Below are 24,642 nucleotides of genomic sequence, written 5' to 3'. Positions count from 1 at the left end.
CGTTGAGTCTATGGTTTATTGAATAATGTTATTAACGACCAATGCCAATGTCGCAACGCTCGTTGCAATCGCTATCCACGCCTGGAGTGGAATGGAATCCTTCTCTGGCTTTTTGGGAACAATAATTTCAGATCCTGGCTCAATTTTGGGGTAAACCTTGAAAAAGAGAAAGTTGGAAGTTTTCCTTACGTCCCCGTTGGCATAAACTACGAATGAACGTTTTTTTCGCGCATTTTCCGTAAAACCGCCTGATCTCGAGATATAGCCTTTAAATCCTAAGCCCTCATCGAACCTAGCGGATGTTGGAAACAAAACTTCACCCCTCATCCGCACCGTCTGGAGTAATTTGGGAATACTCAAAACGTCACCTTCCTGAATAAATAAATCATGAACTCCACCTGGATTTCTCACGATTTCCTCCAGATCAATCCCGATCATTTCTAAAGTCTTGTCAGAAATCTCTTCGACGTTCAATGAATCGCCAACCAACTCCTCAATCGCCTCTCTCCTGAAATCATCGATCAAAAGACCACCTTGCTTATTGGAAAGATCTCCTCCCCGCTCCGCAATCTTCCCATCAATCCTTTCCAACAAGTATTTTTCAGCCTCGGTGTTTCTTCCCGTCCTTCTAAGACTGTTTTGCTTGACCTGCGTGAGGTTTTGTGACTTGATTTGGTTGTCACTTGGGGCTTTAAAAAACTCATTCCTGCGGATCAAACTCGCACCTTTTGGGTAGGCAAATTGGTTCAAGCCACCAGCACGCTTCAATAGATCTGAAATCCGCTCATTTGCATTCGAAATTGCATATTCTCCGGGATAAAACACTTCCCCCTCTACTCGAACCAATCGTTCCCGCTGGAAGCCTGGACTTCTTCGGATTATGACATGATCGAACGGCTTCAATATCATATCTGCATTTTCACCGGTGATCTTCAAGTCTTTGCTAATATCAATGTGGAAAATTTCGGCCAATTTGCCCGAAACGTCATCTTTTACCCTTCGCGCAACCTCGATTTGTGAAGGTGTCGCTGATTCCTTGAAACCACCCGCCCTAAGTACCAAATCAGCAACCTTCATATTTTCCCCAAAGGCAAAAGCCCCAGGTCGGTTTACCTCGCCACTAATCAAAACATAATATTCCTCCCGCAAGTCATAAATACTCGGAATATTGAGCACATCCTCTCTTTGCAATGCAATATCGGGGGCTTCTCCCCGCACCACAGCTCCAATATCAACAGTCACAATTTCGAGCGAAAAATCAGGTCTTGTCCGATAAAGCGTTGCCCGGTTCATAAATGCATCTTCCCTCAGGCCTTCCGCTCTTTTGATCAAATCATTGATGCCCATTCCAGGCTCCAACGCAAAAACCCCAGGCCTTATCAACGCGCCAGAGACCTGCACCCTGTTCTCGTATCTGTCAAGCAACTCTCCAAAAATGAACGAGTCACCGTCCTTAGGGTTAAAACTTGCAAAACCCGACTTCTCAATGTTTTCCACTTTCAATTCCTTTTCTGTGGTTCTCATCACCGTTCCAATATTTGGATAAGCGTTGCTTGTGAACCCTCCTGCAAACTTGATCAAATCCTCCAAACTCTCCTTACTTTTTACTTCGAAAAGACCCGGTCTTCTCAGTGGCCCAGCAATTTCCACTCTTGTTTGGACGGGTGGAATCAGAATTACATCGCCCTCTTCCAATCTAATATTGGATTTTTGGTCACCATTCACCAAGAACTGATAAACATCTACTTCAGCCACCAATTTGCTATTTCGATACACTCGGATTTCTCTAAAGGAACCGTCTGCTGTAATACCTCCCGCCGCATAAAGGGCGTTAAATACAGTCGCAAAAGAAGACAAGGTATAGTTTCCAGGAGCAAATACTTCGCCTACCATCGATACTTGTATGGAGCGAATGTTGCCTACCCGCAAGGACATAAAAGTGTTCGGATTGCTCCCTCTCAAACCAGAATAAATGTTAGAAAGGGCGTTCGAAATCCGATTAGTCGCAGCATCTACGGTCAGTCCACTGATATTTATTGGGCCAACGTTGGGGATGAAAATCAAGCCATCTGAATTAACAGTCACATCATACAAAAACTGGGAAGCACCATAGATATCAATCATCAATTGATCCCCAGCACCCAACACATAATTCTTGGGAGTTGGGATGTTAAGGTTGGGAGTGAAAGAAAGCTGAGTATTTCTAAAGACTGAAAAGCCAAAAATACGTTTTTCCTCCTCTGTCATTGGAACCTCCTTTTGTACATCTTCCTCAAGATCGAAGTTAAGTCCCCTTAGTTGGATCTCTCCTGAAGTGCTCGGCTGAGTGGTAGCATTAGAACTTCCACCGCCACTTCGGATTTTGTTGATTCGGGTTCTGAGTTTTGCGATTTCCGAAGCAGGTAACCCTCGTTCCCTTGCCATCATTTCGAGTTGCATTTCAGTCATTCCTGAAGCTTCGGCGCGTTTCAGCAACTGCTCGATTTGTGCATCACTCAGGTTATCCACTTTTATGTTTTGGATATCCGTGAGCGATTGTGAAAACACTGCAACCGCAGAAAGGAGAAAAACAAAAGCGACCAAAAGGCCCTTAACCAACCGCCTACTTGTTTGAGTTTTATTCATTTTGCTAAATAAAAATGACTTTTTATGATGGGTCACTTTTTACTGTCGTTTAAAAGATTTCGAAAATAATCCGAAACTTTGGATTCTTATCAATTTCTGGTCGCCGATCCTCACAGCTTCGCCCTTTCAGTCACATTTACTGTGCTTAACAACTAACGTTTTGATCGGCTTTCGCCCTATTTTTTATACAACACCAATGATTCCTTCGAAGAAAAGGACTCATTGACGCGAAAATTCACTTTCCTCTCGATCAACTCCTCAACCCTCGTACTCAAATGCTGCAGGTAATCTTCATTCAAGGAGGACCCGTTGACTAGAACTTCGATTTTACCACTATCCATACCCCTAGCGTAATCGCCCGTTAGGACGACTTCGTCGACATCTCCCATTCTTTCCAAAACAGCCTCAAGCAACCTATCAAATCCGAGATACTTGCGGATCAAATCCTGGAGGTTGTTGAAAAGTGGGTGGTGCGGGTTTGCCTGATATTCAATCTTGTTTTTGTCCGCAATCCTAACCAAAAATCCGGCTTCAGCCAGATTATTCAGCTCTTTTCTAATTGCATTGGTTGATTCACCAAACTCATCGGCCAAGCCCCTCAAGTGCCCCTGGATTTCGGGGTTGCTAAAAAACTTGATCAAAAGTCTTAGCCTAGTCTTGGATGTGATGAGAGAATCAAGCATAAAAGTGACGAGCACAAAACGAGCAACAAAAGTACTCGCGTAACAAAGAAATGCAAAATTTTTTCCCGGTTTTTCAATAGAAATAGGTATTCGACAACAATCGGTGAGGGCAAACTCAAAAAATAAATAACCAATTCAAATCTGAAAATCAAATAGTTATATGTTCTATATATTCTATGGTCGGGTTTTGTAAATATTTGTGTCGCGCCTCTCGAAAATCTTCTTGAACATACTACCGGTCAGTCCGGCAAATCCACCGATAAGGAATCCTAGAATACCGGTTCCAAACCATAATAGGTTGTCATTTTTAAGCCCCATCAATTCGGCAACCTTTTTTGGAAGCTCCGATTCAGAGTCTATCGATATCCAAATGGAAAGAACCAGCCATGCCAATCCAAACCCAAATCCCGTTGAGAAAAAACCTTTTGTTGGACCAATTCCAGTCAAAAAACAGGTCAATGCAACGAACACCATGAGTATCCAAAACGGAAACCATTTTCCGACCAAAACCACTAACACTGCCGTCAGCGCGAACACCAAAACAAATCTACCCATATCAGTTTCTAAATTCGGTTTCAAATAGAACTCCTTCCAAATCGTCAGCCTTGCGGAGGTCAAAGTTCAAATATTCCCCATTCGCCCACCTTTTGATGAAATTGTCGTAAAATTTACTGCCAGGATTTCCGGATTGTCCGCCTGGATAGATCCCAAAAGCCATTACTTCATCGCCAAGCTCAACTACCATGCGCCAACTTGCACCGTTGCGCTCGCTCGTGGCGTTTAGGATTCCCGCGCCGCCTCCTGTGTACACTTTGTCGTAACTGAAGGATTTGAATGTCGGCACCAAATGGTTGATCGAAGTGCCCTTGTAATTTGCCCAAGTATAATCTCCGTTTTCGGCATCCCATTTTTCAATTTCTGCCACCATCTTCCCAAAACTATCCTCAACCAATATCTGAGCGGTTTCAATTGTTTCGGTTTTCGGATCATCCAAAACTGTTGAAAATGGCTCATCCCTAAGCAATCGTGTGGTTTCATATTTATTTGGCAATACGACTGGCAATTTTTCCTTCCTCCATTTTCCCCAAATCCCGTCATACAAGTGCTTCCACCAACTGTGAAAAAGCGTTGGCTCCTCTTGGTTCGGAAAGGTATTGTAATTCCACGACCTCAGTTTTGCAAGGAATTTTTCTGCATTTGGATTGGAAATGGATACAGAATCCATCAGGCCCAACATGATTGGTAAGGCTTCTGCTGCATGTAGGTGAAAATTGTCAAATTGCAGGCTTTTCATATCATCGAGCGTGATGCCAGACATTTCATACAGTTTTGCATTAAGGCGCCGATTTCTGTAATGCTCGAAACTATTGTCAAAAATGTAGTAGGGATAGGATTGATCCACCGAATGCTGATTGGCAGAGGAAACGAATCCACGCTCAGGATTCAATGTCGATGGGTTTTGCTCAAAAGGAATAAAGCCGGACCACTCATATCTCGGGTCTGATCCATCCATCAGGAACTTACCCTGACCCTTCCATTTCAAAGGAAACCTTCCTTGCACTTTCATCGCAATGTCTCCTCCCCGCGAAGCAAATACAAAATTCTGCGCTGGTGAAGTGTAAAAATCCAAGGCCTCAAGGTAATCTGCGTGGTTCTTTCCCTTGTTTAGCGAGAGGAAAGTCTGTTGCTCATTGGATTCCATGTGTGCGGTCCATTTGAGGGAAAAGTTGACATCCTGACGATTACTACGGAACGATTTATCAAAAACCACAGGCCCATGGTGGGTATAGGCTACTGTATCATAGTAGATTTCCTGGCCCTTCACCTTTATTTCCTCTACCCTAAAGGTCGTCGGAATCCATTGGTTATTGTAGAAATATTCTTTTCTGCTGGCATCTTTGAACTGGATCAAATACCAATCCCTGAGATCACGCGTCGCATTGGTGACACCCCAAGCAATGTTTTGATTAAATCCCGAAATGATCCCAAGCGCCCCCGGCAATGTCGCTCCCTTGGCGGAATGATCCGGCGTAGACAGTTGCATCGCATACCAAAGCGAGGGAAGATTTAAGCTCAGGTGTGGATCGTTTGCCAAAATAGGATTACCACTCTTGGTTTTTTTTCCTGAAACCGCCCAATTGTTTGATCCCACGCCATCTTCCGGATTGGGAAGTGGTTCTTGGACGATCAAGCTGTCAGGATAATTGATGCCTTCTGGAAGGGGTACTTGAATTGCCTGGAAATCCCAAACACGCTCTTTTTCGATTACCGGATCGTTTTCGGCTGGAAATTCAGGAAAGAGCTTCGCAAACCATTCTTGCCCAATCAATTTCCTTGTGTTTGTGTAATCCAAGTCCCTATCTCCAACCAACATGTCCGCCATATATTTCAATAGAAGTGCCGATTTGTAGACGCTCCATTGCTCCGGTTCATAATTGAGAATCTTGTACTCCAATGGAGTGCGGGCTTTAGAAAGTTGCGCAATGTATTGATTAACGCCGTCCGCATAAGCCTCCATCAAACGATAAGTATCAGGATGCTCCTTTTGAATGAATTTCTCGGCTTGCTCGGCACTGTAGGCTAAGCCTTTTCTTCGAGTCATCCGATCCAACTCAAGCGCAACAGGTCCTACAATCTCTGAAATCCTGCCTGCCGCCGCCATAGTCTGGAATTCCATTTGCCAAAGACGATGTTGGGCAGTGACATAACCCTGCGTCCGATACAGGTCACTTTCATTTTGAGCAAAAATATGCGGTACTAAGTGCTCATCATAAACAACCTTCACAGGAGCGGAAAGCCCCTGTAAACTCACGAATTCCTGTGCAAGGCGATCTTCGCTGTAGCAGTTTTGCCAAAAACCATGGTTCGGGTCCAACAATTTCCCAATGGGCGGGACTGACCCAATCTGCATATTCAAAATTGCCCCAAGAAGGATCGAGACGAAAAGACTGACAAGGAATCCTAGGTATCGCATATTGTTGATGGGAGGAGGAAGTCGGCTGCTTGAAATTAGGATTGGAACTGAAAACCTTTTCCGGATCAATTCAAACCGTTCGCGTCATAAGTTTTGAAACCAATCAAATCTTGAAAGAAATGTTTTCGAGGCTCGAGAGTGGGCATTAATAAAAAGCCCCGAATTCCAATCGTGGAATTCAGGGCTTTTAAATCAATTCACATTATTGGATGGCGATCGGGAGCTTGAGCTTTTCCCAACGCACAACAATACCTGGAGACTCGATCGCGATTGTAAGCTGTTCTTGGCTGTCATTCACCCATTCTGGCGTGGATTCTACCCTCAGCACATCGTTTTCTTGCTTGTATTGGAAATGTCCATGCTCCAAATCCCATTCAGAATTGAATATTACCGTCCACTTACCCGATGATTTTGGAATCGTGAAAAGGGAATATCTACCCGCCTTCAACGGCTGTCCCTCTACGGTAACGTCAGCACTGAGGTCAACATAGGTCGCTTCGTTGGCGCCGGTTCTCCAAACCTCATTGTAGGGTACCAAATCCCCCCAAATCACTCGTCCCTTAACCGAAGGCGCTCCATATTGAATGGCAACGGTTGCCGCTCCAATTGTTCCTTGCAGCGATCTCAAGGGGCTTGGGCGCTGTTCGGCCTCGGGTTTTGCCTCCTCAGCACCCGCTTCGGTTGATTCAGCGGAGGTGGATTCCGAAGATTTCTCGCCCCCGCAGGAGGAGATCAAAAGCGTGCCGGCAGCGAGAAATGCCAGCAATAGGATATTTTTTTTCATTTTTGAGTGGTTTTTTGATATCCGAAGATAAATAATTTTTCAAGAACAAAACCAAATGTAAGGCCTTTTGCCTCGTTATGGCACCTTAGGGATTTTTCAAACCACATCAAATCAAACCAAATGAGTATTCAGCAAATTGATTGTCAATTCGTTAAGCATAATTTGATTGGATACCGCAATCTGCCTTTTCATTTTCTTCCACAAAAGCCTATTTTGGCACTTCCATAAAAATCACATCAACTAAAAGAGCCATGCACTCCATTAAGAAGATTGCCGCACTTCTTCTCATGATCGCTACACTTGCCGGATGCAAAAACGAAGCGATCAAACCATCCTTTGAAAATCCATTTTCCGGACCGAGCCCATGGCCAGAAATCAGAAAAGAGAGAATCCAAAAATTGCTCCCAGAGGCAATGAAAGCAGCATCAGTAGATGCGTGGGTTATCATTTGTCGGGAAAACAACAACGACCCCATTGCCCACCACATAGGAGGTGAGAATGCTGGCGGCACGGCACTATTTCTCTTTTATCTGGACGGAGAAAATGTCAAATCTGTCGCATTTTCTCCCATTGGAGAATCCACTGCGCTTGCGGACCTGAAAATCCACGACGAGGTGATTCCGGTCGAGCGTGGAAAATCAGCGGTTTTGGAAGCGATGCCTTTTATCAAATCAAAAGGATTCAAAACCATTGCAGTGAATTCATCTTTTGAAAATGAACTGGCCGATGGCTTGAGCTATACGCAAAGAAAAACATTGGAAGAGGCGCTTGGAGAAGATGCTGCAAAGCTCATTTCCTCCGATCAATTGGTCTATGAATGGCTCAGCGTGAAGTTGCCTGCTGAAGTGGAAATCATGACAAAAGCAGCCGAGTTAACCGCGCAATGGCAAGTGGAAGCCTACGAATCGGTCATTCCCGGAACAAGCACGGATGCTGATATCGGAAAGTTCCTAAAGAAAAAAATGGAAGAATATGGTGTCACCGACGCTTGGCACCCAGACCAGAATCCCAATGTAAACTCTGGACCCGATCGAGGTCACTCCCACGCGACCGACAAAGTCATCATGCCAGGTGATGTTATCCAGATTGATTTCGGTATCAAGGTTTACGACATGTGGGTTTCCGATATCCAGCGCTTTGCCTATGTGCTACGACAAGGGGAAACCAAAGCTCCGGACTCGGTGCAATTCTATTTTGAGTCTTCCATTGGTGGTAACAGGAAAGCGCTTGCCGCGATGAAGCCAGGTGTTCTTGGTTATCAAGTCGACAAGGCACAAAGAGACTGGATGGCGGAAAGAGGCTCTGAACCTGTAATGTGGAGCACCGGACACCCAGTCGGCTATGTGGCGCATGATATCGGGCCTAACCTCGGCGGTGGACTTCTCCCCGACCCTTCCGTAAGACCCGCATCGGTCAAACCGTTGAAAGAAGGAATGTTGTTTGCCTTTGATGGATTTCATGCCTGGAAACTCCCACAAGGTGGGACCAAAACCATGTCTGTCGAAGAGACGGCCGTTGTTACAAAAGACGGTGCCAGGTATTTGATGAAACCACAAGAAGAGTTGATCTTGATCAAATCAAAATGATCCCCGACCCAAGCTTACCAGAGGGCAATTGATTGAGGACATGTGCTTTTTGCAGGTCAAAAATAATTGGCCTGCAAAAAGTATTTGGATGGTGACCGTTTTACGAATAATTTTCGTCGCCAATCCTTTCACCATCCATGCTTAGGTTTTTCACCGTATTCTTTTTTCTGGTATCTCTTGCCCTATTTTTTAGCGTTTACATTTCCCCGCTTTATTTCCCGTACGTCGGATTGGTAGCACTTACGATTCCCGTTTTGCTCGTCATCAATTTGATACTGCTGGTAGGATTGATTTTGGCCAGAAGAAAACTCGCCATTCTTCCGCTCCTTGCGATCATTTTTGGGTGGAAATACGTCGGGATGACCTATCAGATCCGCCAAAATAATCCCGACAAAGAAGGCCTTTCTGTTTTGTCATATAACGTGCATTTGTTCAGTTACAGTCGTGACGGAAAGGCTGAAAATTCGCAGAATATCCTGCAATGGCTCAAGGAAAACGATTCGGATATCAAATGTTTCCAAGAGTTCTACCAAGACCCTACCACCCCGTCAAGAAACGCCATCAAGCAATTGGGTACCGAAAAGGGGTACGGCCATTCCTACCAAATCATCCAAGGCAACCCCAAAAAGGCAACCTACGGTATGGCCATTTTTAGCCGCTATCCTATCGTAAATGACGGCGTAGTCTTGGATTCGAGAACAACCAACGGGATCATTTTTGCCGACGTCAAAGTAAACAAGGACACGATCCGCATCTACAATGTGCATTTGGAATCAATGAATATTCCCTCTGCCGAATTGGACAACATCGAGGGTATAAAGGAACACTATAGAAAAACGCTTGGAAAACTCAAGCGGGGGCAGGTATCCCGCGCCTCGCAACTCAAGACATTGTTCGAACACATGGAGAATAGCCCCTACCGTAACATTCTTGTGGGCGATTTCAATGATGTACCATACAGCTACACGTACATGTCACTGCGAAGCATCATGGACAATGCCTTCGAAATGGCTGGCCGCGGCTTTGGGTTCACGTACAACAAAGTGCTTTTTTTCCTCCGAATTGATAATATTTTCCATGATAAATCATTGAAAATCAAAAATTTTGAAACCCATTCGGAAGTAGATTATTCAGACCACTATCCTATATCAGCTGTGTTTGAACTCGACGAGGATACGATTGCAAGATCAAAAGATTGACCTCGATTTTTCTACTTTGTGATAAAAAACCATCAAAACCGGCAACAACACCATATCCGCAATCAGCGCAAAAAATAACGCCAAGCTGATGAGCAATCCGACATAAAAAGTCACTCCAAACTGGCTGAAAACCAAAATCCCAAAGCCCGAAATCAAAACCAACGAGCTAAGTACGATGGACTTTCCCGTTTCAAGGTAGGTCCGCTTGATGGCATAAAGCCAAGGTTTCCCCTGCTGGTACTCGTACTGGAGTTTGGACATGAAATGAATCGTATCATCGACCGCTATCCCAAAAGCAACCGTAAAAATTATCGCTGTGCTCAAACTCAAATCTGCTCCAATCATCCACATGACCCCGGCAACCCAAAAAAGCGGAATCACATTTGGAATCAAAACCAAAATCGGCAAAAGCCATGACCGGAACAAGAATCCAACGAACACAGCCACCACCAAAAAAGCAATCCCGATGCCCTTTGCCAACTGCACTGACACATTTTGATGACTGATGTCAATCAGGTGAGAAGTACCAGTCAACCTTACCCGCAATAAATCCTGATTGATTTCTTTTTTAATGAATTCTTCAAATTTGACCTTGTCCTTTTCAGACCTATAGCTCCCAAAATCAGGCGATCTTCCCGAAATCCTACCTTGCTTTTGATCCGGGGAAAATACCTTCACTGGGCTGTTTTCGTCCCATTTCTGAATCAGCGGCCTCATTCGCTCAAGTTGACCCGGGCTTGGCAGTACAAAGGCCTTGTCGTTTCCTCCATTTTGGGCTTTATTCAAAAACTTGGCGACAGATACGGGCGAAACCACACTTGAAACACCAAAATGCTCCATCGCAAAACCTTCGATTTTTTCAATTTCAAGCAGTACATCCCGATCAAAAACGTTGTCTTTTAGCGCACCAACTTGCAGGTGGATTTCAATTGGTTTTGAACCACCAAACTCATCATCGAAAAACTTAAACTCTCGCGAAAGTTCACTGTCCTGAGGAAGACTATCCAATATAAAACCATTGATTTTCAATTGATTGGAAAGATACATTGAACCTAAGGTGGCAATAAGAAAGAATAGTGCAATGTTTCTTTGATATCGAATGACACCCATAAAGCTGAGTCTCAGAAAAGGCTCCCAGCGGTCTGTTTCGGCAATACCTTCCTTAGTCTTGAATCTCGGAAAAAGGTAAAATAAGCCCGGACTTAACCCAATCACAGCTAGCATCATAAGTATCACACCAAGTGCAGTAAACAATCCGAAAAATTTCAAGACGGGAACATCCGTAAAATACAGGGTGAAAAATCCCAAGGCTGTAGTCGCAGATGTGAAGAAAACCGGCAAAACAAGTTGAGAAAAAGCTTTTTGGATCGCTGCCTCCTTATCCAATCCTTCCTTGACCAGTGCCCGGTATTTGTTCATGAAATGTATCATGGCCGCCAAACCTACAATAGCGAGGATTGTCGGCAACATGACCGACATCAAATCCAGCGCCTTGCCCGCCCATAATTGGATGGCAATTGACCAGATTATTCCGATTGCCAATACGAGCAAGGGAACCACCACCGACCACCAAACTCTGAAAAGCAGCCATAAGACAAAGGCAATCAGGAGGAAAGACAATCCCAAGAAAAACCCAAACTCATTTTGCATCAGTGTCACAAATTCCCCTTGAGCCCTAATTTTTCCCGCGATGTGAAATGATTCAATCCCTGATTTTTCAAGGACTTCAAGAATCTTACCGTACAAGATGTCTCCTTCCTCCTTGGAAATCCTTTGTTTATTCTTGATTTGAATTAGAAAAAATTCAGCAGATTCACTAAAGAAATTACCCGCCAGATTCTGATCTTGGGCAATTTTTGATTTCGAATTGGTCAACGCTGAATTCGATGACCAATCCAAGACTTTCCGAAAACGCATCCCAAAAGGACTGATAACTGGTTCATCGACGGTCAATATAGAAATTGTCTCCTCCACCCCAGTCAAAGTATCGAGCATCATTTGTATCCGAAAAGCTTTGTCCAAAAAAAGGCTGTCAAAAATATCCGGTCTATTCCCTAATGCCAGCAATAAATAGTCATTGTCATTTTCAAAGGTGTTTCTGAAATCCTGGTAAAATTTGAGTTCATCGTTATCCTGACTGAAAAAATTCTCGAAATCGTAATCAAACTTTGGCTCAGGCCGAAAAATCAATATCAAAACGGTGACAAATAGCCCCATTAGTAGGTTGAAAATCGCCTGTTTTCTTTGAAAGTTCATGTTCGCTAAGATATACAGCGTAGGACAAATATTGTTTTCGTATCATTTGGGTTTGGGTGGATTTTGCGACTGATTTTTCCACAATTCAGATGCTTTGTTTTCAGGAAAACCAGACTCTTCCTATCTTGCCCACACAAATCCCGCTCCCTTATGAAACAGTATCATGATTTGATGCAGCATATTTTGAACAATGGCGTCAAGAAGGAAGACCGCACAGGTACAGGTACTATCAGCGTATTTGGCTATCAAATGCGTTTTGACCTTACTGAGGGCTTTCCTTTGGTTACTACCAAAAAGCTACACTTACGCTCCATCATCCATGAACTGCTTTGGTTTTTGAAGGGCGAAAGCAATATCCAATACCTCAAAGAAAATAAAGTGAGCATTTGGGACGAGTGGGCAGATGAGAATGGGAATTTGGGTCCGGTATATGGCTATCAGTGGCGGCATTGGCCTGATGGAAAGGGCGGCGAAATCGACCAAATCAAAAACCTTATCCATCAAATCAAAACCAAACCTGACAGCAGAAGGCATATCGTTTCGGCGTGGAACGTGGCGGATGTAGACCAAATGGCGCTTCCACCCTGTCACACCCTGTTCCAATTTTATGTAGCTGAAGGAAAGCTTTCCTGCCAATTGTACCAGCGAAGCGCCGATGTCTTCTTGGGAGTACCTTTCAACATCGCATCATACGCCTTGTTTACAATGATGGTCGCTCAGGTATGTGGATTGGAGCCAGGAGATTTTGTACACACCTTTGGTGATGCACACCTCTACAGCAATCACTTGGAACAAGCCAGGTTACAGCTTAGCAGAGAACTTAGGCCTTTGCCGACAATGAAAATCAACCCTGAGGTGAAGGATATTTTCGGATTCAGATTCGAGGATTTCGAACTGCTAAACTATGATCCACATCCCCACATCAAGGCTGAAGTGGCAGTTTAAAAAATTGGTTTCAAATACCTGTTTTTCAATGAAATAATTGGTCCAATTGATCGATTCTGGAAATATCAAATCTGTTTCCGTCGATTTCTTGGATATAACTGATTCCCGTGACATTGCTGACGAAAACCCTGTCAGCGTTCATTAGTTCTTCTGGTTTGAATTTTCCCTCTGCGAGGGGAATACTGTTTTTTTGAAAGTGGTTTAAAATCGCATTTCTCCCGACTCCAGCGATACAGGAACATTCCAGCGAAGGCGTATAAAACCTCCCGGTCTTCTCCCAAAATATATTCGCCGCGCCTGCTTCGGAAATGTACCCATCGGAATTTAACAGAATCACTTCGTCTTTCCCGAGTTGCTTCCGCTGTCGGTTGGCTAGGACGTAGGGCAGCGCGTTGAGCGTCTTAAAATGGCTCCAGGGCGTTTGCGGAACAAAATACGCTTTACTAACGTAGGCGTGTTGCTTTATCGAAACTGCGGGATGAAAACTTTGGATGAGAAGGTTTTCACCAATCCGGTCTGTTTCTGGCGTGTATTTCCCAAGACCGGCACGAAATACATTCCACCGAATTCTCAGTGGCTGGTTACATGAAGCCATTTTCAGTACCGCTTCTTCAATTTCCTCTAAAGTTGACAGTGTCGAGGATTCCAACCCAAGCACACAACAACCCTCTTCAACGCGACTTTTGTGAAAATCGGAAAACCTTATTTTTTGGTTTTTTAGCACCATGGTTTCAAAAATGCCGTCCCCGAAAAGAAACCCACGATTAATCGCCATGCCATCACCTATTTCCCATTTCCCAGAATCATGTTTCTGAATAAAAATTGTCTCAAAATCGGTCGTAGTAGTGTTCATTTTCGGTCAAAAGCATCGTTTGTTTTCTTTTTGCATGCTAAAAATAGTTAAAGAAAGCCTGATTTATCTCAAATTATCTGCGCTTCTCAAGTTTTATCCCTCCCATCTCTACCAAACTTATTACATTAGCACGTTAATTGCCTCATCAGGACAGCATGGGAACCAAAAGCAGCATTTTTGATATGATCGGGCCAGTGATGATTGGGCCATCTTCCTCCCATACTGCGGGCGTAGTACGAATCGCTCGGGCTGCAATAAAGATTTTAGGGGGTCGTCCAGATAGCGCGACGATCACGTTTTATAATTCTTTCGCCAGAACTTATGAAGGCCACGGAAGTGACAGAGCGATCATTGGTGGCTTATTGGATTTCAACACCGACGATGAACGTATCAGGACAGCCTTTGATTTTGCGGCCGCAAATGGACTGCAATACACGTTCAAATCAGTCGGTAACGCATCTATTTATCATCCCAATACCATCAAATTGAATTTGAAAAAAGGTGATCGAGAGATTGAAGTGATTGGCGAAAGCCTCGGCGGCGGGGTAATCAACATCGCGGCCGTGGATGGATTCAATGCGAATTTCTCCGCCCAGTCCCACACGCTGATCATCAAAGCTGACGACATTTCCGGAGCCATCGCCTTTATTTCTTCGGTAATTGCACAGGAAAAGACAAACATCGCTACAATGTCTGTGTCGCGAAAAGGCAAAAATGATCTAGCCTGCCACGTGATCGAGATGGACAGCGGAATCAGGGAAACCACAATAGCTTATTTAAGAAGTCTCACTTGGATTAAAGAGTTGATTTATATACCAGATATTGATATTTAACTACATGATTAAAAGAATTCTAACCACTATTGTTTTTTGTAGTAGCTTCTACTTTACCTACGCACAATCAACACCAGGTCAATCCTGGAACCAGACGGATCTGGAAACATGTATCCGATTAGCACTCGAAAACAACTTAACGCTGTTACGCAGCAGGGTTGAACTGTCAAGGTCAGAGGTAGACCTCATGGCTGCAAATGGTCAAAGAATCCCAACGTTCAACATGGGCGCGAATACGGGCTACCGTTGGGGTCGTTCCATCAACCCAGTGACCAACCTATTCGAAAATAACCGGATCGGCAACGTCAACTTGTTTTCCTCTTCTAACCTTACCGTCTTTGCGGGAAGACAAATCCACAACTCTGTCGAGCAGGCCAAAACAAACATCGAGCTGCAGACATACAATGTGGAAACCACGAAAAACAACATTACGCTCAACGTAGTCAATCTGTTTATCAATGTGGTTTTTGCCAAAGAACAGCTCAAGATAGCCCAAAACCAGCTCATCAGTACGAAAGAACAATACGAAAACACCTCAAAAAGAGTCGATGCAGGTGCTTTGCCTTTGGCCAATAAGCTTGACTTGCAGGCACAAATGGCAACCAACGAACTGGAAGTCATCAATGCAACCAATACGCTTCAGCTGGCGAAATTGAATCTGATACAAGCTTTGGTTTTGCCTAATATTCTTACTGAGGATTTCGATGTTTTCACCCCTGATTTAGATGCTGAAGAATACGTGTTGGCAATGACCGATCCATACCAAATTTACTCGGTTTCAAAGGAAATCATGCCCCAAACCAAAGCCGCATCGCTTGGCGTGAAAAGTGCCGATTACGGCATCAAGGTCGCGAATGGCGTTTTTCTACCAACTTTAGGTATTGGCGGTAGTTCGTTTTCCAACTACGTTGACCAATATTTCATGGGCCAACGCGATGTCTTTTGGACACAAATCCAAAATAACTTCTCCTACTCTGGAACGATCCAGTTGAACATTCCAATCCTTAACAACCTCAGAAACAAGGCCAACTTGCAGCGTGCGCGCCTGCAAAAAAGATTGAGTGAAATTCAGGAGTTTGAAACTAATCTACAGCTCAGACAGGATATTGAAACTGCACTTACCCAGGCCAATGCGGCAAAACAGTCCTACCGCGCTTCGATTATTCGGGTTGAATCGCTCGGCGAAGCGTTCAGGATTGCGCAGCAGCGATTCGATGCGGGTGCCATCAACTTCGCTGATTTTCAATTGGCTCAAAACAATTACTTCAACGCGCAGGCTGACCTTGTCGCAGCAAAGTACACATACATATTCAGGGCAAAAGTCCTTGATTTTTACCTCGGAAATCCTCTTGAACTTTAACCAACTTATCGCTTTATGGCAAAGAAAAAATCAAACAATAAGCTGATTTATATACTCCTTGGGGTCCTTGTAGGTGTGATCCTATTGGCAATTATCGGTAGGTCCGCCGGCTGGTTTGGCGGCAAAAAGGAAACGAGTGTCGAGATCGCGACCGCTTCCAAAAAATCAATTATTGAAAAAGTAAGTGCTTCCGGCGTCGTCGAGCCGGAAATCGAAGTGAAGCTCAGCCCCGATGTGGCGGGTGAGATCATCGAACTCAACGTGATCGATGGCGACTCTGTCAAAGTTGGCGACCTTTTGGTCAAGATCCGTCCTGACAATTTTATCTCAGCCTTGGACAGAGCTCGCGCAAACCTAAACCAAAACCAGGCAAATCTCGCACAGGCCCGTGCGAACCTCAAAAGAGCGGAGGCGCAGTTTACCCGTGCCGAACTTGAGTTCAGGAGAAACGAAAAGCTCTACAAAGACAAGGTCATTTCGGATGCAGATTGGGAACAGTTCCAAGCAACGTTCTTCACTTCCTCCAACGACCTTGACGCTGCCAAACAACAAGTGATTGCAGCTGAATACATTGTGAAAAGCTCACAGGCTACCGTGTCTGAAGCTGCTGAAAACCTCCGCCTGACCAACGTATATTCACCTGTCAACGGCATCGTTTCCAAACTCCTCGTCGAAAAAGGTGAAAGGGTGGTTGGAACGCAGCAAATGGCAGGTACCGAAATGCTGAGGTTGGCTGACTTGACCCGTATGGAAGTACGTGTGAATGTCAACGAAAACGACATCGTGAGGATCAGTATGGGTGACACCACAATCATCGACGTGGATTCTTATTCAGCCTCAGGCAAGAAATTCAAGGGTGTCGTAACCTCGATTGCAAATTCTGCAAACACAAAGGCTAGCGCTGATGCAGTTACCGAATTTGAAGTGAAAATCAGGATCATCAACGACTCGTACGCGGAATTGGTCACTGAAAGGAATAAGTATCCTTTCAGGCCGGGAATGACTGCAACAGTGGAAATCATCACACAGAAGAAAGATAATGTCCTATCCGTTCCACTCGGTGCAGTGACGACAAGGCCTGATACGACCATCAAGGATGCAAGTGCCAAAGCTCAAGAGCTTGTTTTCCTGATTGAAGATGGCAAGGCCAAAATCCAAAATATCAAAACGGGAATCTCGGACTTTGACAATATAGAAGTACTCGAAGGATTGACCGAAGGTCAGGAAATCATCTCGGGTCCATACTTCGTGGTCAGCAAGGAACTGAAAGAAGGCGATCCTGTCAAAAAGTTGGAAACCCCTACTCCACCTGTGAAAAAATAGCAAACGCTATTCGGGAAAAATGGGGCTCGGTATCACAACCGAGCCCCATTTTTATTTTACGGGAGACAAGCGCTACCCAGAAATATGCGATCTAGAACTTGAAATCGTTGTCTACTATTTCGCTTCCCTTCGGAAAGAAAATACTACAACTAACAATTCCAAGATTTCAAAACCTGATAAACCAAATGTAGGGGTAGCCCCATAACGGTGAAAAAAGAACCCTCGATCTTCTCGACACCGATAAATCCAATCCATTCTTGGATTCCATAGGCTCCAGCTTTGTCAAATGGTTTGAAACTTTCGATATAAAAATCGATTTCACCCTCACTCAAATCCCTGAAGTAGACCACTGCCGTATCTGATTCGGTCACTTGCTTAGTAGCCGAGGTAAAGCTAATGCCCGTTACAACCAAATGAGATTTTCCGGAAAGCGCCTTCAGCATCGACTTTGCCTCCGAGGCGTCCACAGGTTTGCCAAGTATTTTCCCGCCCAAAATCACCACTGTGTCTGAAGTAAGTACGATCTCATCTGTCCCAATGTCAGGCCGATAAGCTTCCGCCTTTTTCTTTGCGAGAAATCCGGCGACCTCAGTCACGGCAAGTTCTTCCGGATAGTCCTCGGCGATTGGTTTGACTTTGACATCAAAATCCAAGCCCAAACCGGCAAGCAATTCCCGGCGACGCGGTGACTGTGAGGCTAGGATTAGTCTAAATCCTTCGAGTTTGATCATGGGAAAAACGCTTCGTATGGAAAATCGAACTCCTCCTGTTTTATCGATCCGAAAAGAAGTCCAGACAATGTTTTTGGGTAAAAGTTTGTGGATTTCTGGGGCATCGTGTAGCCGCTTTTGCAAACATCCAAAACCTCGGACATTTTCACCTCTTTGGCGACCACGGCAAAATCGGCCCTTCCGGATTCTACTTGCGCCACGCACTTCATCAAACTTCGCTCGTACTCAATCTTCTCACTGAAGCGTTGTGCGTCCATCGGTATTCCCAGAACCTTCTCGACGAAAAAATAATGCAGCACGGTCATATCAACACGTTTGACTAGGTGAGGTACTTGCATATCCATTTGTTCGATGCATTCCGGTATGAGTCTGATTTTGTAGGCATTTTCTGGGAACACCAATCCAAAGGCCCAATCCTTTTGAAGAATGAGTTCGGAAATCTCGCTGACATCGTTGAGTTTTTTCACAATGAAAAAAGCCTCCAGCCTCTTCAGAATTTCGCCTTCATCTAAGCCGAAGTCTCTGAAAAGTCGATGAGTGGGCAATATCCTTAGATCTTTTGAAAGCGCGTTGGTAAAATACATCATGTGGTAATCATATGCGTTCCATCTTAGTGGCGGGGCATGTTCAGACTTTTTTTCTTTACGATATGCAATCGCACCTTCATACCGATGATGTCCATCTGCCAAGATGATCTGCTTGCTTGCCATCACTTCCAGGAATTTTCGAATCAACGACGCATCATGAATGACGGCCAAAACCTCCCTAACACCTTGATAATCTTCGATATCGAAAATTGGATCCAAGATCGCATCATCCATATAGGGTTCCAACTCGTGTAGTGGATCCTCGTAAAGCCCATGTGTGGGGCTCGGCTGGAATTCAGTTGCGCGCAAAATGTCCAAACGATCATTGACGGCTTTTGAGATAGTGTTTTCGTGCCGCAGCACAACACGTTCATCCCAATCATAGGTCTTGATTTGGGCAATAAAGCCTTTGCGGCAGGATTCCTGTTCCTCCCCCGGGAATCTAAAATACTGATAGTAAACATAAATCCCGGGAACAGCGTCTTGTTTGATTATTTTTTCAGCTTTCCAATCCACCAGTGTCTCGACTGCAGCGGCACCGGGATTTTCACCAAGCGGCACCGACAGATGGATGCTATTGTATGGGTTGGCATATAAGGCCTGCCTTTGCTTGTGAGAAACTACATCAAATAGCGGAGAGGTGAGTTCCTCTATGTTCTCAGCAAAGCGTCCGTGGTATCTCCAAGCCTTGATTGGAAGGATTTCAGCCATCAGATCAGGCGGTTTTTCCAGTTCGTTCTTGGACTCGAATTTGATTCCGTCGCGCCAACTCTGACGAGCTTCGACTTTGATTGTTCGAAGATTTCGACTGCCAGTCCTGCGAGTAGTTTCTTTTCTGTATCGGACCATTGGATCTTCAACATATCCGGCTTGAAATGCTTTTCGACGAACTTTGTGTCAAAATCACCAGAGGCAAAAGCCTCATGGCCCAATACAAACCTGCAAAAATCAAGTGTTGTCTCGATGCCCGTAATCTGATACTCGTCGATTGCACGGATCATCCTTTGGATCGCCTTCTCACGGTTTTCATCATGCACGATTAGCTTCGCAATCATGGGGTCATAGTAAATCGGAATATCCATGCCCTCCTCGAATCCGTCATCCACCCTGATGCCCGGCCCTTGAGGGCGCACATAGGTTCTCAGTTTTCCGATATCAGGGAGAAAGTTGTTTTTCGGGTCCTCGGCATACACGCGTACTTCAATGGAATGCCCAGAAATCTTGAGATCATTTTGGGAAAAGGATAATGGATAGCCCTCAGCTATCAGAATTTGCTCTTTTACCAAGTCCTTGCCCGTAATCATCTCGGTTACCGGATGCTCGACTTGGAGGCGGGTATTCATTTCCAAGAAGTAAAAATCCAGATTTTCATCGACGATAAACTCCACAGTTCCTGCACCGTAATAGTCGCAAGCCTTCGCCACTTGCACCGCTGCTTCGCCCATTTCCTTTCTCATCTTTGGAGAAACAACAGCGGAAGGAGCCTCCTCAATCACCTTTTGGTGACGCCTTTGCACGGAGCATTCTCTCTCGAACAAGTAGACGACATTGCCATGCTGATCTCCCAAGACTTGTATTTCTATATGCCTCGGCGAGGTAATGTATTTCTCTATAAATACCGCCCCATCACCAAAAGCAGACTGTGCCTCGGAAATTGCCCTTAGCATTTGTTCCTCAAATTCCTCCTCTTGATTCACGATGCGCATGCCCTTTCCGCCACCTCCCGCACTTGCCTTGATCAGTATCGGATAGCCGATTTCAGAAGCCTTGCGTTTTGCGGCAGGGATGTCCGAGATCGCGTCTTCAGTACCAGGTACCATGGGTATGCCGTACCTGGCGACCGCTTGTTTGGCAGCAAGTTTGCTGCCCATTACCTCGATCGACTCAGGAGAAGGTCCCACAAAAATGATCCCTGCTTCCGTTACTTTCTTAGCGAAATCAGCATTTTCGGACAGAAAACCATATCCTGGATGGATGGCATCCACACCCATTTTAAGAGCTGTTTCGATGATTTTATCTGCGCGCAAATAGGATTGACTGGACGGCGCGGGGCCTAAAAGGACTGCTTCATCCGCAAAGGCTACATGGGGGGAATTTCTATCTGCCTCACTGTAAACAGCAACCGTAGAAATCCCCATCTCTTTTGCCGTGCGCATGACTCTGAGGCTGATTTCACCCCGATTGGCAACGAGCAATTTTTTGATTTTTCGCATATTTGGGTTTTATGTACCAAAAAAACTGACCCTGCGAAGTAAGTAAATTAACCCGAATGCTGAAAGTATAATCGATTTGGAAATGGAATTTTGCAGGGTTGGGTGAATTGTGTTAGTTTTGCGCGATTTATTGGACAAAAGTCCTTTTGTTGATTTCACAACCCTAAATACTTCAAACCTTGGATTTATTCTCAAAATTAACTGTCAACATGGGCCCATTGGGCAAACATTCCGAGATGTCAGAGGGATACTTTATGTTCCCGAAACTTGAGGGGGAAATCGCCCCAAGAATGAGATTCAAAGGAAAAGAAGTATTGACATGGAGCCTTAACAATTACCTCGGATTGGCAAATCATCCTGAAGTACGAAAGGCAGATGCAGAAGCAGCTGCAAAATGGGGAGCTGCATATCCGATGGGTGCAAGGATGATGTCCGGTCAGACTGATCTCCATGAACAGCTTGAAAGGGAATTGGCCGAATTCGTTGGAAAAGAAAGCTCCTATTTGCTCAACTATGGCTATCAGGGCATCATGTCCGTGATTGATTCGCTTTTGGACAGGAAAGATGTCGTCGTTTATGATTCAGAGTGCCATGCCTGTATCATCGATGCCTTGCGCATGCACCTTGGAAAAAGGTATGTATTCCCGCATAACGACATAGAGAATTGCGAAAAACAACTTCAAAGAGCAACCAAACTGGCTGAAGAAACCGGTGGTGGAATCTTGGTAATCACCGAGGGTGTGTTTGGAATGACCGGAGACCAAGGAAAGTTGGCCGAAATCGTCAAACTGAAAGAGAAATTCCAATTTAGATTGTTGGTAGATGACGCGCACGGGTTCGGAACTATGGGTAAAACAGGTGCTGGAACTGGTGAAGAGCAAGGCGTACAAGATCAGATCGATCTTTATTTCTCCACATTTGCAAAATCAATGGCGTCCATCGGGGCATTTATCGCAGGTGATGCGAATGTGATTCGATTCCTCAAGTATAACATGCGCTCACAGATTTTCGCCAAATCACTTCCGATGTTATTGGTAGAGGGAGCATTGAAACGCTTGGAGTTGCTTAGAACAAAACCGGAACTGAAGGACAACCTTTGGAAAATCGTCAATGCGCTGAAGAGTGGGCTTCAGGCGAAGGGATTCAGCACAGGAAAATCCAATTCACCGGTAACCCCCGTAGTACTAAACGGCACGGTTGGTGAAGCTGCTACACTGAGTAAAGATTTGAGAGAAAACTACAATATCTTCTGTTCTGTTGTCATTTACCCGGTTGTGCCGAAGGGAATGATCATTCTGCGTCTCATCCCAACGGCCGTCCATACCCTGGAAGACGTGAAGGAAACAATTGCGGCATTTGAAGCGGTTAAAGAAAAATTGACTTCAGGCTACTACAGAAATACCGAATTGGCCAAATCTTTTGGTGAATAAAATCAAAAAATGGCCTTGGCTTGTTGTTTTAAAAACATTTTAGCTATATTGAACATTCAAATAAACTTATCATCAACCTTTAAAAACTGACTTTTGTTATGAGCAGATTTAGTGAACTAAAAGATCTCGTCCTTGGATTGGAAGCTGATTTTGAAAAGTTTTACGACAAACAAAATCAAGCTGCCGGTACAAGAGTACGAAAAGGCATGCAGGATCTTAAAAACTTGGCTCAGGCGATCCGTACTGAGGTTCAAGACAAGAAAAACACAAAATAACAACCAAATAAAAAGGCATTCGGAAGAATGCCTTTGTTTAATGTTATCAAACCCTTGGATGCCATCATCCAAGGGTTTTTCTTTTTACTTTTTGCCTTCGATAGACAAGACCTCAAATTTATTGTTTTCCCGATTGACGTCCGCCATTCGCAGGCTAGGATCAATCTCCACACTCAAAACACTCTCTATCGGCTTCGAAAGCTGCACCTCATGGGTAGGATTAGTCCAAGCCCATTTAGATACTTGGGATCTTTTTGGCATCCCAGCCTCCTCGGGTTTGTCACCCCTCTGAATCACCAACGGCAGGTAGATCGTTTCCTTGGTGCCATCTGTATAGGTCACTACAACATCCAGAGGCATAGGCATTTGCCCCTTTCTTTCGAAAGTAATTTTTGTTTCCTTCCCGACAGGCTCTACGCCCTTTATCCCATAGTCAATGGTCTTGGTAGATGCAATAAAGTAATCATAATACCAATCCAACTCCAAGCCACTCACTTTTTCCATTACGCGCATGACGTCGTTACCATTGGGATGCTTGAACTGCCACTCATTCCAAAGCCTCTTCATCCCTTTGTCGAAGTTTTCCCGTCCAATCACATAGGATAATTGTTCCACAAAAACAGCGCCTTTGCTGTAGGTCCCTGGACCATAGGCTGCATTCAGATTGTAGTGGTCACCATGTGTGGTCAACGGTTCTTCATACCCCCCTTTCGCCAATCGGAAATAGGATTTATAATTACCATCCAATACAAAACCAGTCGATTTCTTAAACACTGCGTCCATGACCACATCAGTTCCCCAAGTTGTAAAACCCTCGTCCAACCATGGTTCCGATGACTCATTGAAACCCAAAACGCCATAATACCAGCTGTGGATCAATTCGTGGACAGTCACTCCTACCAAGCTCGCCAGATTGCGATGACCGGTGATCAAAGTTGACATAGGATACTCCATGCCGCCATCGCCTCCCTGCACGACAGAGAACTGTTCGTAGGGATATTTGCCAAAACGGTCACTCATATAGCGGATTGCATCGACCGTGTAGCCTTTAAGTTTGGCCCAATTTTCCTCCGTTTTTTCACTCTTCACATAAAGAAAATGTACCATCGGTCCGTTTTCCATTTTCACCTTTTCGTGCGTGTATTTTGGATCGGCAGCCCACATAAAATCATGAACGTTTGGCGCGAAAAAATGCCAGGTGAGGTTTTTTCCCTTTGGCTCCGGTACGGTTACCCCGTCCGATTCGTATCCATAGCCAATCTGGTTTGCATTCTGCAAATAACCCGTACCGCCAAGAATATACGTCTTGTCTATTGTGATTTTGACATCAAAATCCCCAAAATTCCCATAGAACTCACGCCCCACATAGGGATTGGCATGCCATCCTCTCCAGTCGTAAGCGCTCATTTTTGGATACCATTGCGACATGGAGTATCGGATTCCCTCTGCGTTGTCCCTGCCAGCTCGGCGTACCTGCAAGGGCACCTGGCCTTCGAAAACCATATCAAAAACGACCGTTTGACCAGGTAGAATTGGTTCGACAAGATCCACCTCAAGGATGGTTTCTACTTCCTCATACTTTACCTTTTTCCCATTCATCGTTAGTGATTTGACTTTGAGGTAGCCAATCTCATTGGGGGCCAATTTCTGTATCCGGTCCAAAACCCTCCGATCAGGATCTGCGATTGTGCGCGATCGCACGTCCATCATGGAATTTGGCTGGAAAGCATTGAAATACAAGTGATAAAACGCCCTCGTGAGTGTGTCAGGCGAGTTGTTTGTATAATATAGTTTTTGTGTTCCTTGATAGATATTTTTCTCAACATCCATCGTGACATCCATTTCATACTTGACTTTCTGCTGCCATCGGTCCGGCTGTAAGGCTGGTTTGGCAATGGCAAAATGGGCACTAAAAACGAACACTGATAGAATGAATCTTTTGAGCATAGCTGTTGAATTAATGCTTTAAAGAAAAACAAATTCTT

Annotated in this window: 19 protein-coding genes; 8 read left to right on the top strand and 11 right to left on the bottom strand. The window is 44.7% G+C overall.

What is annotated here, in order from left to right; genetic code table 11:
* Positions 1-15 precede the first annotated feature (15 nt).
* The 5 genes from C943_RS13415 to C943_RS13395 form a co-directional block, all read right to left on the bottom strand.
* Positions 16-2,598 (bottom strand): SLBB domain-containing protein, encoded by a 2,583-nt coding sequence (locus tag C943_RS13415; protein WP_008628747.1) that lies wholly within the window; start codon positions 2,596-2,598, stop codon positions 16-18.
* 203 nt (positions 2,599-2,801) lie between these two features.
* The gene (locus tag C943_RS13410; RefSeq protein ID WP_040480667.1) at positions 2,802-3,308 is read right to left on the bottom strand and encodes a helix-turn-helix domain-containing protein; all 507 of its coding nucleotides are present in this window, start codon (positions 3,306-3,308) and stop codon (positions 2,802-2,804) included.
* A 174-nt stretch (positions 3,309-3,482) separates the two neighbouring features.
* Positions 3,483-3,863 carry a hypothetical protein gene (locus C943_RS13405; protein WP_008628745.1) on the bottom strand — a complete coding sequence of 127 codons (381 nt, stop codon included), beginning with the start codon at positions 3,861-3,863 and terminating at the stop codon, positions 3,483-3,485.
* Position 3,864: 1 nt separating this feature from the next.
* Positions 3,865-6,282 (bottom strand): penicillin acylase family protein, encoded by a 2,418-nt coding sequence (locus tag C943_RS13400; protein WP_040480665.1) that lies wholly within the window; start codon positions 6,280-6,282, stop codon positions 3,865-3,867.
* Positions 6,283-6,484: 202 nt separating this feature from the next.
* Positions 6,485-7,066, bottom strand: a complete 582-nt coding sequence (locus C943_RS13395; RefSeq protein ID WP_008628738.1) for a DUF2911 domain-containing protein — start codon at positions 7,064-7,066, stop codon at positions 6,485-6,487.
* Between the two features lie 251 nt (positions 7,067-7,317).
* Between C943_RS13395 and C943_RS13390 the strand changes: the two genes are divergently transcribed.
* Together C943_RS13390 and C943_RS13385 are read left to right on the top strand one after the other, a co-directional pair.
* The gene (locus C943_RS13390; RefSeq protein ID WP_008628728.1) at positions 7,318-8,652 is read left to right on the top strand and encodes a M24 family metallopeptidase; all 1,335 of its coding nucleotides are present in this window, start codon (positions 7,318-7,320) and stop codon (positions 8,650-8,652) included.
* Between the two features lie 137 nt (positions 8,653-8,789).
* Positions 8,790-9,851, top strand: coding sequence for an endonuclease/exonuclease/phosphatase family protein (locus C943_RS13385; RefSeq protein WP_008628723.1), 1,062 nt, complete (start codon positions 8,790-8,792; stop codon positions 9,849-9,851).
* On the opposite strand, the gene C943_RS13380 is transcribed toward C943_RS13385, so the two are convergent.
* Positions 9,840-12,107: an efflux RND transporter permease subunit gene (locus C943_RS13380; protein ID WP_040480663.1), complete on the bottom strand. Its 2,268-nt coding sequence runs from the start codon at positions 12,105-12,107 to the stop codon at positions 9,840-9,842. The two genes, C943_RS13385 and C943_RS13380, sit on opposite strands and share 12 nt — an antisense overlap.
* Positions 12,108-12,257: 150 nt before the next feature.
* Here C943_RS13380 and C943_RS13375 point away from each other — a divergent pair, with 150 nt between their 5' ends.
* Entirely contained in the window at positions 12,258-13,052 is a 795-nt protein-coding gene (locus C943_RS13375) for a thymidylate synthase (protein ID WP_008628720.1), read from the top strand.
* Between the two features lie 25 nt (positions 13,053-13,077).
* Here the strand turns inward: C943_RS13375 and C943_RS13370 are convergent, their stop codons facing one another.
* On the bottom strand, positions 13,078-13,827 hold the full coding sequence (locus C943_RS13370; RefSeq protein WP_008628718.1) for an aminotransferase class IV: 750 nt from the start codon (positions 13,825-13,827) through the stop codon (positions 13,078-13,080).
* 233 nt (positions 13,828-14,060) lie between these two features.
* On the opposite strand from C943_RS13370, the gene sdaAB reads away from it, so the two are divergent.
* The 3 genes from sdaAB to C943_RS13355 are packed head-to-tail and all read left to right on the top strand — an operon-like array spanning position 14,061 to position 17,421.
* Positions 14,061-14,738, top strand: a complete 678-nt coding sequence (gene sdaAB, locus C943_RS13365; RefSeq protein WP_008628716.1) for an L-serine ammonia-lyase, iron-sulfur-dependent subunit beta — start codon at positions 14,061-14,063, stop codon at positions 14,736-14,738.
* A gap of 4 nt (positions 14,739-14,742) precedes the next feature.
* On the top strand, positions 14,743-16,098 hold the full coding sequence (locus C943_RS13360) for a TolC family protein (RefSeq protein WP_051069608.1): 1,356 nt from the start codon (positions 14,743-14,745) through the stop codon (positions 16,096-16,098).
* Between the two features lie 15 nt (positions 16,099-16,113).
* Positions 16,114-17,421, top strand: coding sequence for an efflux RND transporter periplasmic adaptor subunit (locus tag C943_RS13355; protein WP_008628712.1), 1,308 nt, complete (start codon positions 16,114-16,116; stop codon positions 17,419-17,421).
* A gap of 149 nt (positions 17,422-17,570) precedes the next feature.
* On the opposite strand, the gene C943_RS13350 is transcribed toward C943_RS13355, so the two are convergent.
* From C943_RS13350 to accC, 3 genes are read right to left on the bottom strand one after another with little or no spacing between them, the layout of a single operon-like run.
* Complete coding sequence (locus tag C943_RS13350; RefSeq protein ID WP_008628710.1) at positions 17,571-18,152, bottom strand: Maf family nucleotide pyrophosphatase; 582 nt, start codon at positions 18,150-18,152, stop codon at positions 17,571-17,573.
* Complete coding sequence (locus tag C943_RS13345; protein WP_008628708.1) at positions 18,149-19,450, bottom strand: DUF1015 domain-containing protein; 1,302 nt, start codon at positions 19,448-19,450, stop codon at positions 18,149-18,151. The genes C943_RS13350 and C943_RS13345 overlap by 4 nt, the downstream gene beginning before the upstream one ends.
* Positions 19,450-20,952 (bottom strand): acetyl-CoA carboxylase biotin carboxylase subunit, encoded by a 1,503-nt coding sequence (gene accC, locus C943_RS13340; RefSeq protein ID WP_040480659.1) that lies wholly within the window; start codon positions 20,950-20,952, stop codon positions 19,450-19,452. The genes C943_RS13345 and accC overlap by 1 nt, the downstream gene beginning before the upstream one ends.
* Before the next feature lie 179 nt (positions 20,953-21,131).
* On the opposite strand from accC, the gene C943_RS13335 reads away from it, so the two are divergent.
* Positions 21,132-22,382, top strand: a complete 1,251-nt coding sequence (locus C943_RS13335) for an aminotransferase class I/II-fold pyridoxal phosphate-dependent enzyme (protein ID WP_040480657.1) — start codon at positions 21,132-21,134, stop codon at positions 22,380-22,382.
* 98 nt (positions 22,383-22,480) lie between these two features.
* Positions 22,481-22,657, top strand: coding sequence for a hypothetical protein (locus C943_RS13330; protein ID WP_008628702.1), 177 nt, complete (start codon positions 22,481-22,483; stop codon positions 22,655-22,657).
* 84 nt (positions 22,658-22,741) lie between these two features.
* On the opposite strand, the gene C943_RS13325 is transcribed toward C943_RS13330, so the two are convergent.
* The gene (locus tag C943_RS13325; protein ID WP_008628700.1) at positions 22,742-24,604 is read right to left on the bottom strand and encodes a M1 family metallopeptidase; all 1,863 of its coding nucleotides are present in this window, start codon (positions 24,602-24,604) and stop codon (positions 22,742-22,744) included.
* Positions 24,605-24,642 lie beyond the last annotated feature (38 nt).

This window comes from Mariniradius saccharolyticus AK6, from assembly GCF_000330725.2.
Lineage (GTDB): Bacteria > Bacteroidota > Bacteroidia > Cytophagales > Cyclobacteriaceae > Mariniradius > Mariniradius saccharolyticus.
The sequence above is the reverse complement of the archived record's forward strand: the minus strand, read 5'-3'. Positions and strand labels throughout refer to the sequence as shown.